This window comes from Sivoneniella epilithica UHCC 1019 (genome assembly GCF_040830845.1).
Lineage (GTDB): Bacteria > Cyanobacteriota > Cyanobacteriia > Leptolyngbyales > Leptolyngbyaceae > ULC077BIN1.
The window spans coordinates 1-13,307 of record NZ_JBFPDP010000011.1; the positions used below are offsets into that span (position 1 = coordinate 1).

Annotated in this window: 14 protein-coding genes and 1 pseudogene; 6 read left to right on the plus strand and 9 right to left on the minus strand. The window is 49.8% G+C overall.

What is annotated here, in order from left to right; all coding sequences use genetic code 11:
• Positions 1–348 (plus strand): annotated as a pseudogene (locus AB3R30_RS09050) (hypothetical protein); the annotation flags it as partial.
• Between the two features lie 10 nt (positions 349–358).
• On the opposite strand, the gene AB3R30_RS09055 reads toward AB3R30_RS09050, so the two are convergent.
• A complete protein-coding gene (locus AB3R30_RS09055; protein ID WP_458648850.1) occupies positions 359–1,024 on the minus strand; it encodes a response regulator in 666 nt (221 codons plus the stop codon).
• Positions 1,025–1,028: 4 nt separating this feature from the next.
• Complete coding sequence (locus tag AB3R30_RS09060; RefSeq protein WP_458648851.1) at positions 1,029–2,141, minus strand: sensor histidine kinase; 1,113 nt, start codon at positions 2,139–2,141, stop codon at positions 1,029–1,031.
• 193 nt (positions 2,142–2,334) lie between these two features.
• Here AB3R30_RS09060 and kdpA point away from each other — a divergent pair, with 193 nt between their 5' ends.
• From kdpA to AB3R30_RS09085, 5 genes are all read left to right on the plus strand, one after another.
• Positions 2,335–4,041 carry a potassium-transporting ATPase subunit KdpA gene (kdpA, locus tag AB3R30_RS09065; RefSeq protein WP_458648852.1) on the plus strand — a complete coding sequence of 569 codons (1,707 nt, stop codon included), beginning with the start codon at positions 2,335–2,337 and terminating at the stop codon, positions 4,039–4,041.
• Between the two features lie 65 nt (positions 4,042–4,106).
• Positions 4,107–6,209 (plus strand): potassium-transporting ATPase subunit KdpB, encoded by a 2,103-nt coding sequence (gene kdpB, locus AB3R30_RS09070; RefSeq protein ID WP_458648853.1) that lies wholly within the window; start codon positions 4,107–4,109, stop codon positions 6,207–6,209.
• A gap of 72 nt (positions 6,210–6,281) precedes the next feature.
• Positions 6,282–6,551, plus strand: a complete 270-nt coding sequence (gene kdpF, locus AB3R30_RS09075) for a K(+)-transporting ATPase subunit F (protein ID WP_458648854.1) — start codon at positions 6,282–6,284, stop codon at positions 6,549–6,551.
• Positions 6,551–7,195, plus strand: a complete 645-nt coding sequence (gene kdpC, locus AB3R30_RS09080; protein WP_458648855.1) for a K(+)-transporting ATPase subunit C — start codon at positions 6,551–6,553, stop codon at positions 7,193–7,195. The genes kdpF and kdpC overlap by 1 nt, the downstream gene beginning before the upstream one ends.
• A gap of 54 nt (positions 7,196–7,249) precedes the next feature.
• Positions 7,250–8,365: a sensor protein KdpD gene (locus tag AB3R30_RS09085; RefSeq protein WP_458648856.1), complete on the plus strand. Its 1,116-nt coding sequence runs from the start codon at positions 7,250–7,252 to the stop codon at positions 8,363–8,365.
• Positions 8,366–8,398: 33 nt separating this feature from the next.
• On the opposite strand, the gene AB3R30_RS09090 is transcribed toward AB3R30_RS09085, so the two are convergent.
• From AB3R30_RS09090 to rpmH, 7 genes are all read right to left on the minus strand, one after another.
• Positions 8,399–9,925: an AAA family ATPase gene (locus tag AB3R30_RS09090; protein WP_458648857.1), complete on the minus strand. Its 1,527-nt coding sequence runs from the start codon at positions 9,923–9,925 to the stop codon at positions 8,399–8,401.
• 69 nt (positions 9,926–9,994) lie between these two features.
• Positions 9,995–10,516, minus strand: coding sequence for a YceD family protein (locus AB3R30_RS09095; protein WP_458648858.1), 522 nt, complete (start codon positions 10,514–10,516; stop codon positions 9,995–9,997).
• Positions 10,517–10,555: 39 nt separating this feature from the next.
• Positions 10,556–11,047, minus strand: a complete 492-nt coding sequence (locus AB3R30_RS09100) for a Jag family protein (protein WP_458648859.1) — start codon at positions 11,045–11,047, stop codon at positions 10,556–10,558.
• 2 nt (positions 11,048–11,049) lie between these two features.
• Positions 11,050–12,204: a membrane protein insertase YidC gene (gene yidC / locus AB3R30_RS09105; protein WP_458648860.1), complete on the minus strand. Its 1,155-nt coding sequence runs from the start codon at positions 12,202–12,204 to the stop codon at positions 11,050–11,052.
• 134 nt (positions 12,205–12,338) lie between these two features.
• On the minus strand, positions 12,339–12,737 hold the full coding sequence (locus tag AB3R30_RS09110; RefSeq protein ID WP_458648861.1) for a PH domain-containing protein: 399 nt from the start codon (positions 12,735–12,737) through the stop codon (positions 12,339–12,341).
• Entirely contained in the window at positions 12,727–13,143 is a 417-nt protein-coding gene (gene rnpA / locus AB3R30_RS09115; RefSeq protein WP_458648862.1) for a ribonuclease P protein component, read from the minus strand. Before rnpA ends, AB3R30_RS09110 begins: the two co-directional genes overlap by 11 nt.
• 19 nt (positions 13,144–13,162) lie before the next feature.
• Positions 13,163–13,303 carry a 50S ribosomal protein L34 gene (gene rpmH, locus AB3R30_RS09120; RefSeq protein ID WP_458648863.1) on the minus strand — a complete coding sequence of 47 codons (141 nt, stop codon included), beginning with the start codon at positions 13,301–13,303 and terminating at the stop codon, positions 13,163–13,165.
• Positions 13,304–13,307: the final 4 nt, after the last annotated feature.

Genomic DNA, 13,307 nt, shown 5'->3' on the forward strand with positions numbered 1-13,307 from the left:
ACAAAAGCGGGCATCACTCGCCTCATTTGGGTCAAGCGCCAAGGCATTCGGTCTGGAAATCCCTTTACTCACGAGCAATATTATCTGAGTAATTGGAACCTGGATGCCATAGCCTTCCTTCAGTTAACTCGCGACCACTGGCAGATTGAAAATGGCTTGCACTGGGTCAAAGATGTCACTCTGAAAGAAGATTATCCTCCTCGTCAAGGCGGCTTTGCCCCAATTAGTTGGGCAGTTTTTAACTCGTTTCTCATTACCCTCGCCCGTCGCTTGGGCGCTCGAACTATTCCTGATTGCATTCGCGATCTTGCCAACCAAATCCATCAAGTTTTTCGCTGGCTAACATGAAACCACCCTGCTAATGATTTTGGGGGATGAGGTGCTGTTGTAGCGCTACAATCACTGCCTGAGTGCGATCGCGCACCTCTAGCTTGTGTAAAATCGCGTGAACATGAACTCGCACCGTGCCGGAAGCAATGTAGAGCAGATCGGCAATTTCTTGATTGGTCTTGCCGGATGCCAACAGTTCTAGGATCTCTTGTTCGCGGTGAGTTAAGGGATGGGTCAAAACAGCACGATTATCCAGTTCTTCCTTTGGGATGGGATTCTCCAAGGCAGACCGAATTTCCTTTGTTGCAGTTTGATCCCACCAGGATGCCCCTGCCGCGATCGATCGCAATGCCAGCACTAAGGTTTCGGCTGCAATTCCTTTGAGACAGTAACCCTGCGCCCCTGCTTCAATCAATCGAGTAATCAACGTCGTTTGGGAATGGGAGGTAAGCACCAAAATGGGCAGGTTTGATTGCTGTTTAATTTGCCGACAGGCTTCCAAGCCGCCGATTCCGGGTAAACCAACATCTAACAACACCACATCTAGGGACTGCTGAGTGGCAAGTTCCACCGCCGTTTCGCCGTCTTCTGCTTCTGCCACAATTTCTAGATCTGGCTCTTGCTGGAGGCGCACTCGCAGCCCTAAACGAAACAGTTCATCGTCTTCGACCAGCAAAATTCGGACAGGCGACATGTTGTTAAATCAGCGGACGAGGGTAGACAGGCAGTTTGAAGGCGAAGATGGCACCAGCGATGATTTCTGGTCGATCTTTGCCGATCGCGCTGCTTTGGGAAAATCGGTTCTCTGCCCAGATTGTACCGCTATGGGCTTCGATAATTTGGCGGGATAAGTAAAGTCCTAAGCCAGAGCCTTTGATGGTGGGGCGATCGCTCTGTCCTTGAAAAAACCGCTCAAATAAATGAGAAAATTCTTCAGGTTGTAGCCCTGCGCCCGTATCCCACACTTTCACGACTTGATAGGAGGCTTGCGATTCTAAGGTGACTTCTACGCGATCGCCCCGGCGCGAGTGATTGATCGCATTAATCAACAGGTTGGAGAGGACGCGCTGAAGCTGAAACGGATCGCCATTCACCCATAGCGATCGGCGAAAATCGGAGTCGCCATAGTTAACAGATAAATGCACCCTGCGGGCAGCCGCCAGATCGGTCAGGGTACTTGCCACTTCTTCGGTTAAGGTTGCCAGATCGACGGGTTCAAGCTGGAGGGTTAAGCCTTCGGTATCGTTGCGATAGACATCAAGCAGCGTTTCCACCAGTTGTAGGCTAGTTTGTTGGCTGCGTTTCATTGTCGCTAAGACTTTTTGCTGAGTGGGCAATACTGCCCCAAAGCGCTCTTGCTGAAACGCCGTCAGGGTTTCGATCGCGCCCAATAACGGTGTTTTCAGATCATGGGTTAGCGTGGAGGCAAAATCTTCTCGCACTTGAGCGAGTTGCTCTTGGGCTTGCAGTTTCGCTTTTTGCTGGGCGATCGCATCTTCACTTTGGCGCAGGCGATCGCCCAATAATCCAGTCACGATCAGCGCCAGCACTGCAATCAGGCGATTTGCCAAAATTGGAAATCCGGCGAGTTGTCCTTGGGGAATCCAGATATTAGATAGGGTTAAAATGACCGCGATCGCCGTTACCCAAAAGGTCGCAGATTGGCTCAACCGCGCATTTGCCAGCAGGATCGCTCCACTATACAAGTAGCCAACCACATACTCAGGTGGCGTGCTGTATTCCAACATCAGCGCGATCGCAAACAAGCCGCCAATGAAACCATAGGTTGAACGCGATTTAGATGCTGTCATAACTCAAAACTCAAAACTCAAAACTTCCCACCCCACCGCGTTTAGGTAATTTGGTATAGAAATCTAAACGCACTCTAAACGCTAGCCTTTGGACTCTAAACGCAATTTATATCATTTAACCAATAGTCCCTGAGAGCGCAGTATTGCAGGATGAGACCAGAAGCGATCGCGCATCAAGGATTGATATTAGATCATGTTGCAAGGCTGGATACAAATAGCATTGACCGTGGCGCTAGTAGTTTTGATCACTCCCTTTTTGGGAGGATACATGGCGCGCGTTTTTTTAGATCAAAAAACCTGGCTCGACCCAGTAATGACACTCGTTGAGCGGCTAATTTTTAAGCTTAGCGCAGTCCAAAAAGAAGATATGACAGGCTGGCAATATGCGAGAGCCGTCCTGTATAGCAACTTAGCAATGGCGGTGATGATCTTTGCGATCTTCATGTTGCAAGGTGGATTGCCGCTGAACCCAACTCAGCTAGGGGCACCTACCTGGGATACGGCATTGCACACGACGATTTCGTTTGTGACGAACACGAACCAGCAGCATTACTCCGGCGAAACGACGTTTAGTTATTTCAGCCAGGTTGCGGCGTTGGGTTTTATGTTTTTCACCTCAGCAGCGACTGGCTTGGCAGTGGGGATTGCCTTCATTCGCGGCTTAACGGGTAGACCGTTGGGCAACTTCTATGTGGATTTGACCCGCTCGATTACCCGAATTTTGCTGCCGATTGGCATTGTGGGCGCGATCGCGCTAATGGTGTTGGGCGTACCCGAAACTCTGTCTGGTCCAGTGGTGGTGCCGACGTTAGAAGACCCGGCAGTGAGTCAGGCGATCGCGATCGGTCCCGTTGCTCACTTTGAAATTCTCAAGCAGTTGGGCGAAAACGGCGGCGGCTTTTTTGCGATTAACTCCGCTCACCCATTCGAGAATCCTAATCCTGCCACCAATCTAATTCAGATTGTGGCAATGGTCAGCATCCCATCGGCATTTATCTACACCTATGGCGTGGTTGCCAACAACCGCAAGCAGGCATGGCTGGTCTATGGGCTGGTACTCGCCATTTACATCACGTTTATTATCATTGCCGGAATTGGCGAATATCAGGGCAATCCGGCGGTGAATACACTGTTAGGGAGCCAGCAGCCTAACTTGGAAGGAAAGGAAGTGCGATTTGGCTGGGCGCAGTCTGCTCTATTTGCCGTCACGACGACCGGAACCATGTGCGGCGCAGTCAACAGTCTACATGACTCTTTCATGCCACCGGGCGGATTTGCTACGTTATCCAATTTATTTCTGCAAATTATTTGGGGCGGTCAGGGAACGGGAACAGCATACCTATTTGCCTACCTGATTCTGGCGGTGTTTGCTACGGGCTTGATGGTTGGGCGCACCCCAGAATTTTTAGGGCGCAAGATTGAAAAACGCGAAGTGGTACTGTCTAGCTTGCTGCTGCTGCTAGTTCACCCGATCGCGGTCTTAATCCCCGGTGCGATTACCCTTGCCTTCCCCGATCAATTGGCGGGTATCAGCAATCCTGGCTTTCATGGATTGTCCCAGGTGATTTATGAATACGCCTCCGCTGCCGCCAACAATGGCTCTGGTTTTGAAGGTTTAGCCGACAGTCAACCCGCCCCCACGGGTTTGTGGTGGAACCTGAGCGCATCCTTTAGCCTGCTCGTTGGACGCTATGTTCCCATCATTGCCCTGCTGCTCTTGGCAGACAGTATGTCACGCAAGCAGCCTGTGCCGGAAACCGTGGCAACCCTACGCACCGATACGCTACTGTTTACCGGAGTCACCGGAGGCGTAATTTTAGTCATGGGCGCGTTGACCTTCTTTCCAATTCTGGCACTGGGTCCGATCGCCGAAGCCTTTCAACTGGCGCGAGGCGGCTAAAGTTTTGGTGCTTTTCTCGCGGGTCATTCAAAACTCAAAACTCAAAACTTGTCCTTCGCACTCCTATGACTTCCAACTCTATTTCCACACCTTCTGGTCCTCGCGATTCCCGCAGACACACGCCTAAAGTGGATATGTCTGGGCTGTATCAACGGGCGATTCGAGAAGCGTTTATCAAGCTCGATCCGCGTCATGCTATCCAAAATCCAGTCATGTTTGTGGTGTGGCTTGGCACCATTGTGACGGCGTTGTTGACGTTTGACCCAAACTTATTTGGCACAGTGCCGGATACAGGTAAGCAACGGTTGCTGAATGGTTTGATTACGCTGATTTTGTTTTTTACAGTCGTGTTTGCCAACTTTGCGGAAGCGATCGCTGAGGGGCGCGGTAAAGCTCAGGCGGATGCGCTGCGATCGACGCGATCGGATACCACTGCCCGGAAGTTGTTGCCCGATGGCTCAATTCAGCAGGTTAACTCTACCGAGTTGCGGCGGGGCGATCAAGTGAAAATCGTGGCGGGTGACATGATTCCGGCGGATGGCGAAGTGGTTCAGGGCATCGCTTCGGTAGATGAGTCAGCGATTACGGGCGAATCGGCTCCGGTGCTGAAGCAACCCGGCACGGATATTGCTAGTTCAGTCACGGGCGGCACCCGGATTTTGTCGGATGAACTGGTGATTCGGGTAACTTCCGATCCAGGACAGGGCTTTATCGATCGCATGATTGCCCTAGTTGAAGGAGCCTCCCGCAGCAAAACCCCCAACGAAATTGCGCTGACGGTACTGCTGGCAGTGTTGACGCTGGTGTTTTTGATTGTGGTGTCAACGGTGCCACCCTTAGCAAACTTTGTGGGTGCGCCCACCACGATCGCGATCATGGTTGCCCTGTTGGTTGCCCTAATTCCCACGACTATTGGCGGATTGTTGAGCGCGATCGGCATTGCAGGCATGGATCGGGTGGCTCAGTTTAATGTGATTGCCACCTCTGGTCGCGCTGTGGAAGCCTGCGGCGATATCAACACCTTAGTTCTCGATAAAACTGGAACGATTACTTTAGGAAATCGCTTAGCAGATGAATTTATTCCGGTGAATGGTCACTCCTTAGAAGACGTTGCCGCGATTTCCTTAGCTGCCAGTGTGTTTGATGAAACCCCAGAGGGGCGATCGATTGTGGCATTGGCGGAGCAGTTGGGCGCAAGTGCAACCTTTGACTCGCAAAAAGCGGAGGGCGTGGAATTCTCTGCCAGAACTCGCATGAGCGGCACCAATCTGCCCGATGGTGGTGAGGTGCGTAAGGGCGCAGTGGATTCGATTAAGGGATTTGTGCGATCGCGAAGTGTCTCCGTAGGAGATTCGCGCAGTGGAAGCATTCCCACCGATTTAGATGCTGCCTACGAGCATGTTTCTAAACTGGGCGGCACCCCTCTTGCCGTTTGTAAAGACAACGACATCTACGGCGTGATTTATCTCAAAGATATCGTCAAACCTGGATTGCGAGAACGGTTTGATCAACTGCGACGCATGGGCGTAAAAACCATCATGCTGACGGGAGACAACCGGATTACTGCCTCGGTGATTGCTCAAGAAGCGGGGGTGGATGATTTTATCGCTGAGGCGACTCCAGAAGACAAAATCTCAGTGATTCGAGCCGAGCAAGCGCAGGGAAAACTCGTTGCGATGACGGGCGACGGCACCAATGATGCTCCCGCATTAGCCCAGGCAAACGTGGGAGTAGCGATGAACTCTGGCACCCAGGCGGCAAAAGAAGCTGCCAACATGGTGGATTTAGATTCTGACCCAACTAAGCTAATTGATCTGGTGACAATTGGTAAGCAGTTATTGATTACACGAGGAGCGCTCACTACGTTTTCGATCGCCAACGATATTGCCAAATACTTTGCCATCATCCCGACAATCTTTGCGGCGGCTGGCATTGGGGCACTCAACATCATGCGGCTGAAAAGTCCTGAGTCTGCCATCATCTCTGCCCTAATTTACAATGCGCTGATCATCCCAGCGTTGATTCCACTGGCGCTCAAAGGCGTGAAGTTCCGTCCGCTCACTGCCGATCAATTGCTACAACGCAACATCTTGATTTACGGCGTTGGAGGTGTGATTGCACCGTTTATTGCGATTAAGCTAATCGACTTGATCATTCCTTTTTCGTAAGCACAACAAGTCAGTGCGTTGAGCGAAGTCGAAACGCATCCCACAAATCAATTCCTATCACCCATTTTTTCTATGAAACAACTTCCTGGACTCACGACTGTTTTGTCGCCTACTCTAGCAGATGATTTCGCCAACATTTGGGAAGCCGGACGCAAGCGGAAATTTCCTCGCTATGCCTTTCTAGCGCTGTGTTTCAACCTGCTGCTAGCTCCAGCGGTGCAAGCCGCCACGGGCAATGAGCTTTCTCGCCCTCAATCCTATGCACTGGGCATTTTGGGCTTAGGGGTAGTTGCCTTGGGAATTTATTTGTTTGTCGTCATGTTTCAACCGGAGCGATTCTAATGAGTGTCACGCGAGAAATTTCGAGAGCAATTCGCTCTACGCTGGTGCTGTGGGTATTGGTTGCCGTTTTGTATCCGCTTGCCATGCTGATCATTGGGCAAGTTGTGTTTCCGTTTCAGGCAAATGGCAGCCTGCTGAAAAATGCTCAGGGTCAAGTGGTGGGTTCTGCCTTGATTGGTCAACCCTTTTCATCCGATCGCTACTTTAATAGCCGCCCCAGCACCAGCAACTACAGCACGGCTGATCCCAAAGATGATCAAGCGGGAGTTCTAAAAACAGGCGTTTCGGGTGCGAGTAACCTGGCTCCCAGTAATCCCGCATTGTTAGATCGAATCAAAGGTAAATCTGATCCTGACCCAGAAAAAGCGATCGCAGGCGATATCCCCAAACTAAAAACAGCGGGCATTAAACCCACTGCGGATTTAGTCTACACCTCTGGCTCCAGCCTTGATCCTCACATCACGCTAGAAGCGGCACAAGCTCAAATCCAGCGAGTTGCAACAGCCCGGAACCTCAATCCTAACCAGCTTGAAATGCTGATTACCCAAAACACCGACGGTCGCTTTCTAGGAATTTTTGGCGAACCCGGCGTAAATGTTTTGAAGCTGAATCTGGCACTGGATGGGCTAAAACCTGCAAGTTGAGGAGTCACAACACAGCTACTAATATCTCCTGTTCATTCACTCGCCATCTGCTTTATGCATAATTCTGCTCATTCACCAGACGCGCTCTACTCCTCTGCCACTTATCGGGGCAAGCACAAAATTTTCATCGGTATGGCTCCCGGTGTCGGTAAAACCTACAAGATGCTAGAAGAAGCTCATCTACTGAAACAAGACGGGGTAGATGTGGTGATTGGCATGATTGAAACTCATGGTCGTCGAGGAACTGCCGAAAAAGTGGCTGGGTTGGAGGTAGTGCCCCGCCGGGTGATCCTGCAAGATGCCAGCCCTTTAGAAGAAATGGACACGGATGCGATAATCGCGCGATCGCCCCAGTTGGTCTTAGTGGATGAATTGGCACACACGAACATTCCAGGGTCGGCTCGTGAAAAGCGCTATCAAGATGTGGAAGTGATTTTGGCAGCCGGGATTGATGTCTATTCCACCGTCAACATTCAGCATATTGAAAGTTTGAATGACACGGTAGCCAGGATTACCGGCGTAGTCGTGCGGGAGCGCATCCCCGATCGCCTGCTAGAAGAAGCGGATGCCGTCGTGGTAATTGATGTCACCCCCGAAACTTTGCAAGAGCGATTGCAAGAGGGAAAAATCTACGCACCCGAAAAAATTCAGCAGTCTTTAGAAAATTTCTTTCAGCGGCGCAACCTGATTGCCCTGCGGGAACTGGCGCTGCGCGAAGTTGCAGATACCGTAGAAGGGGAAGCCAACACTATCATCGTAGGGCAAGCTTGCAATATTCACGAGCGCGTATTGGTATGTATTTCTACTTATCTTAACTCTATCCAACTATTGCGGCGCGGCGGACGCATTGCTGGTTATATGAATGCACCGCTACTTGCCATATTTGTGGCAAGTCCCGATCGCTTTCTCACCAAAGAGGAAAGCCTGCATGTGGAAACCTGTGAGAGGCTCTGTCAGGAGTTTGGCGGTGAATTTTTGCGGGTGAATAGCCCCAACGTGGCACAGGCGATCGCCCAAGTTGCCAGCGATCGTCACGCAACCCAGATTGTGATTGGTGAAAGTCAACAGTCTGGCTGGAAGCGCTTGATCAAAGGCTCTTTTACCCAACGCCTGATGAAACTGATCCACAAACAGCATATTGATTTACACATCATTGCCACCGAAAAATGAGCCGATTGTTGTATATGGTTTATGTCAATAAATTTACCCGTCCGTTTGCCGGATCTGCTGTTGAATCCGACAGCTAAGAGGACTATGTTTAGAAGCGAGGCGTGCTTTACCGGAGGCTGCCCAGTCTTGCAACAGTTGAATTTGCTCTTGAGCCGTGCGGGCAAGGGGCACCATTTGGCTAGCGGCTTCCAAAATATCATCGGTAGTAAAGTCGCGGTTTTGGCTAAAGCCGATATGCATGGCTTCGACTAAGGTTTGCTCAATTTCTGCCCCAGAAAAATCAGGAGTTTCGTAGGCAAGGCGATCGCAGTCATAGCTTTTGAGCGTGTGAGGACGCAGCCGTTCTAAATGGACGGCAAAAATCGCATGGCGCTCTTCTTGACTCGGTAGCCCCACAAAAAAGATTTCGTCAAACCGACCTTTTCGCAACATTTCTGGAGGCAACGCTTGAATATTATTAGCCGTGGCAACGACAAAAACAGGCGTGGTCTTTTCTGCCATCCAGGTGACAAAGGTGCCAAACACCCGGCTGGTGGTGCCTGCATCCCCACGACTATCCAGCCCTGAAAAGGCTTTATCAATTTCGTCAATCCACAAAATGCAGGGAGCCAGAGCCTCTGCCAGTTGAATCATTTGGCGAGTGCGCGATTCCGATTCCCCTACTAACCCGGCAAACAGGCGACCCACATCCAGCCTTAATAGGGGCAGATGCCAATGGTGGGCGATCGCTTTTGCGGTCAGGGATTTGCCAGTGCCTTGAATGCCCACCAGTAATAACCCGCGTGGATGGGGCAAGCCATAGTGTCGGGCGCGATCGCTAAAAGCACCTCCACGCCGCAGCAGCCAATCTTTCAAGTTATCCAATCCGCCAATATCGGAAATGTTGGCAGTGGTGGGATAAAAATCTAGAATTTGCGTTTGCCGAATAATCTGGCGTTTTTCTTCCAAAACCAATTCCACATCTTCAGATCGCAATTCACCGTGAGTTGCGATCGCCCGTGACAAAACCCGACGAATGCGATCAATAGATAAACCCTGGCACGATCTCACCAATTCATCTAAGGTGCGTGGCTCCAAGGTTTGCCCTGTAGCATTGACCAATCGCTCCACTTCTAAGCGAATTTCGGCAGCGGCGGGTAAGGGAAATTCCATCACCGTCAGCACTTCGCCCAAATCTTCGGGAATAGTCAATTGGGGCGACAAAATCACAATATTTTTAGGCTGAGACTTCAGCAGCCGCGCCAAATTTCGCAGTTTACGCGCTACTGACACATCCTCCAAAAATCGATGGAAATCCCGCAGGACAAAAATAGCGGGGGCGTTAGCGGGTAGCTTTTCAATTAGCTCTAATGCCTGAAGGGGATTCCGTTTGCCAACTCCTATATCATTGGGATTGCCATGATAACCATCGACAAAATCCCAAATATAGACGGCGCGATTCCCTTGGGTTTTGGCACTGTAGGCGATCGCGGTTTCTACCCGTTCTTCTTCTTGAGTGGGGATGTAAATTAGCGGATAGCGCGCTCGTAAAAATAGCTCAAACTCATGACTGAAACTCATGGCACCAAACTTAACAGCACAGTTTAAAGTCCAATGGGTTCATTATCGTTGGGCTTTTGGCTTAAAAAACTAATTTTGGCTAGATAGCTGATCTTTGAAAGCAGCTAAACCAGCCCAACGGCGATCAATCGCAGTATTGACGGCGGGTGTAGACTCATCTTGGGGTAGTGGAATGCCTTTACATTGCTTATCACAGAGTTTTCGTAAAGGAATTTCTAGACAAAGCTGTTCGTAAAGCCATTTTGCGGGATCGAAATATCCATCTGGCGGTAGGGTTTCCACTACATCTTCAGGAGCCAGATCGCGATCGAGGAGCGCATGATTAAATTCTTCAGCTGTTTCATCAAGCCAAATTAGCTCTGTTGGAGTGATCGATAGTCGATAGTTATAGTGTTGTAAACAGCGATCGCAGGCAAGCGTAATGATTGCCTCTGCCGTCCCTCCCACTTCTAAATAATTACCTTGATGCTTAACGCGAACTTGCCCTTTAACAGGAGTCAGCGATCCCAAATCTGGCATCACCTCATCAATCTGCTGAACGTCGGTTTGTTCAGGTAACCGAGCTAGCCGAGGAATATGAATGGGTTCCATAGTACTGTTCTACTCTCCTCAAACACCTTACCCAATCCGTTAATGGGCTTTTACCAAAGACACAACCAGTCGGCGATCTGGCTCTTGACCCCGACTTTGAGTTTCTAGATCGGTATGTTCTTTCAAAATGGTATGCACTTGGCGACGCTCTGCAGCAGATAAACCTTTTAACTCCACTTCAGTGCCTGTTTCGTGGGCTTCACTAGCGGCTTGGTCGGAGATCGCCTGTAGTTCAGCATAACGACGTAACCGATAACCAGCTAAATCTACCGTGAATGCACCCTGCTGTTCCGACTCTCGATTCAAATTGAGAATTGTATTGGCTAAATATTGCAGCGAGTCTAAAACCTCGCCCTTTGCTCCCATTAGCGCTTGGATTTGTTCAGGCACTAATGGAGCTTCATCAATCACCAACCAACAGCTATCCTCCCAGAACTCTGGGCTTTTTTCTGATCGAACGGAAGTTGGAATCGCTGCATACTGAAGCAATTTCTCTAACCACTGCTGACCTCGCTGTTCTCGGCTTTCCATAGCTAACCCTGAGCTTTCTTTTTCGTCCGTCCTGGTTCAAACGGAATGGTTTCACTCCCCTCTTTCTTTTCCGTTTTTGCAGTTGCCTTTGCTTCTTCATCCACTATCTTTTGGATTTCTTCTGGCAAGGCTTCGCGGGATAAGATAAAAGTCTGCGCAGTCTGGAAGATGTTGGCGATTACCATATACATCAACACACCAGCCGGTAACGGGAAGAACAAAAACATCCCAGAAAACAAAACGGGAGTAATTTTATTGATGCTGTCTTGGCTGGCGTTTCCAGTAGAACCTTGCCCTGAGAGCAACTGGTTCACGTAAATGCTAATCCCAAAAAAGACAATCATCCCGACCACATCCCAGTGAATCTTGCCGTCTGGATCAATGGCACCCACATGTCCTAGTTTGTCGATAAACAAAAATCCTTTATTGGTTGCTAAACCTGGAACGATCGCCTTTAGTGCCACATCTCCAGGCTGCAAAGCTTCAATGGTGCCTTCTGGGTTGAGCTTAATCCGTTCTGCACCGCTAACGATTTCAAAACGTGGGGTCAGATCGCTGTCAGGATATTGCGCTAGCAAATCGCTGAGGGGCTTGCCTTCTGGGGTTTGAAATTCGATCTTAGTTTTTTCGCCAACCGCCAGTTGGGTGCCACTGGGCGCGATCGCAATTATGGGCGCATGAATGCTATCCGCAAAGTAGATATTTTGAGGCTTAGTTAAAAAAGCTTGGGGTTGAATTTGCTCGACCTGCTCACGAGGCAAGACTTGAAAGTTTAGCGTATAGGGAACGTCTGAAAAAGGCGATCCCCGCAATGTGGCAAACAACGCAAACAGGATGGGCATTTGAAAGAGCAAAGGAAGACAGCCTGCTAGCGGATTGCCTAGCTCCTGCATCACCTTAGCCATCTCTTCTTGCTGTTTTGCAGGGTCATCCTTATAGCGCTCTTTAATGGCTTGCTGGCGCTTCTGCATGACCGGTTGAACAACCTTCATCCGGCGCATGTTGCGAATTGAGCCAGCACTAAGCGGATAAAGCGCAAGACGAATGACCAATGTTAGCGCCACGATCGCCAGACCATAGCTCGGCACAACCCCGTAAAAAAAGTCCAGGATCGGCAGCATTACATTGTTGGAAAGAAACCCGATACCAAAGTCCATTCGCGTTATCCTGACCCTTATTTGAGTTCGCTAGATCTACAGTGATTCACTATTCCCAGCATACCGACTGATGCCAGCCCCTGAACAAGTGCGGTTATTACACCCAGAGTACTATTAGATAGGATGGCTAAATATTACTGCTGAGTGCCGATTCCACCACTCGCGGCTTTGGCAGCCGGTGAAAGCTGCTCGGTAATAAAGTTATATACCTCTCGAAACTTAGGTACGGCTCTGAGTTCTAAGCGGCTTCCATCTTTTAGCGTAACGACCATATCACCCCAAGCACCTAAACCACGGGGTACTGTTACAACTTTAGCAATTTGGGAGTATACGATGTCTGAGCGATCGCGCCCTCTCCAACCGCCCGTAACGGAAATTCTGCGATCCGTAATCCGATACCGTAGCCAAACAGCACGGGCGATCGCGCCCACCGTCAGAGGAATACAAATTACGGTAAACCCTAACAGAATATTGAAAATTAGATCTCCAATATGAGGACCACCCTCATAGTACACATCCTCTTTAATCGCCATATAATACCTCAGCGTGTGCGAGTACCTGCTCTAATTCTTGCAGAAAGTGTAAGTAACCGCACTGAATTGCTGGAGGATGAACCACGACCAAAACATCTAAACCTTTTGCCATGCGAGGCAGCAAGTGACGAAAAGCAGCTTGGATCTGACGACGAATTCGATTTCGCACGACTGAGCGCTTGTCTACTTTTAGACTAATGGAAACGCCAATTCGGGTTGGCAACTCTAAACTAGCTAATTGCATGGAGTTGGTTGCTGGCATCAACCGAGACAAATTCAAAGTGTTTTTCGACGATCTACGGAGAATGCGTAAGGAAAAGTACTCTGTTTTGATGCGAGTTCCTCGCTGATAAACGGCACTAAAATCCTTTCGATGCTTCAGCCGATTCTGTTTGGCAAGTCCCACACACACTAACCGCGATCGCTTAAGAAACCGACAACTTAGCCCGTCCTTTCTGTCTACGAGCTTTAATCACTCGCCGACCATTTGAAGTTCGCATCCGAGCGCGAAACCCAGAAGTTCTTTTACGTTTGCGGCTGGTGCCGCCCAATGTGCGTTTAGTCATTCTA

Bases quoted from the DNA above. Each gene is read 5' to 3' on its own strand.
- AB3R30_RS09055 (WP_458648850.1), bottom strand. From the start codon at position 1,024: ATGTCGCCTGTCCGAATTTTGCTGGTCGAAGACGATGAACTGTTTCGT.
- AB3R30_RS09060 (WP_458648851.1), bottom strand. From the start codon at position 2,141: ATGACAGCATCTAAATCGCGTTCAACCTATGGTTTCATTGGCGGCTTG.
- kdpA (WP_458648852.1), top strand. From the start codon at position 2,335: ATGTTGCAAGGCTGGATACAAATAGCATTGACCGTGGCGCTAGTAGTT.
- kdpB (WP_458648853.1), top strand. From the start codon at position 4,107: ATGACTTCCAACTCTATTTCCACACCTTCTGGTCCTCGCGATTCCCGC.
- kdpF (WP_458648854.1), top strand. From the start codon at position 6,282: ATGAAACAACTTCCTGGACTCACGACTGTTTTGTCGCCTACTCTAGCA.
- kdpC (WP_458648855.1), top strand. From the start codon at position 6,551: ATGAGTGTCACGCGAGAAATTTCGAGAGCAATTCGCTCTACGCTGGTG.
- AB3R30_RS09085 (WP_458648856.1), top strand. From the start codon at position 7,250: ATGCATAATTCTGCTCATTCACCAGACGCGCTCTACTCCTCTGCCACT.
- AB3R30_RS09090 (WP_458648857.1), bottom strand. From the start codon at position 9,925: ATGAGTTTCAGTCATGAGTTTGAGCTATTTTTACGAGCGCGCTATCCG.
- AB3R30_RS09095 (WP_458648858.1), bottom strand. From the start codon at position 10,516: ATGGAACCCATTCATATTCCTCGGCTAGCTCGGTTACCTGAACAAACC.
- AB3R30_RS09100 (WP_458648859.1), bottom strand. From the start codon at position 11,047: ATGGAAAGCCGAGAACAGCGAGGTCAGCAGTGGTTAGAGAAATTGCTT.
- yidC (WP_458648860.1), bottom strand. From the start codon at position 12,204: ATGGACTTTGGTATCGGGTTTCTTTCCAACAATGTAATGCTGCCGATC.
- AB3R30_RS09110 (WP_458648861.1), bottom strand. From the start codon at position 12,737: ATGGCGATTAAAGAGGATGTGTACTATGAGGGTGGTCCTCATATTGGA.
- rpmH (WP_458648863.1), bottom strand. From the start codon at position 13,303: ATGACTAAACGCACATTGGGCGGCACCAGCCGCAAACGTAAAAGAACT.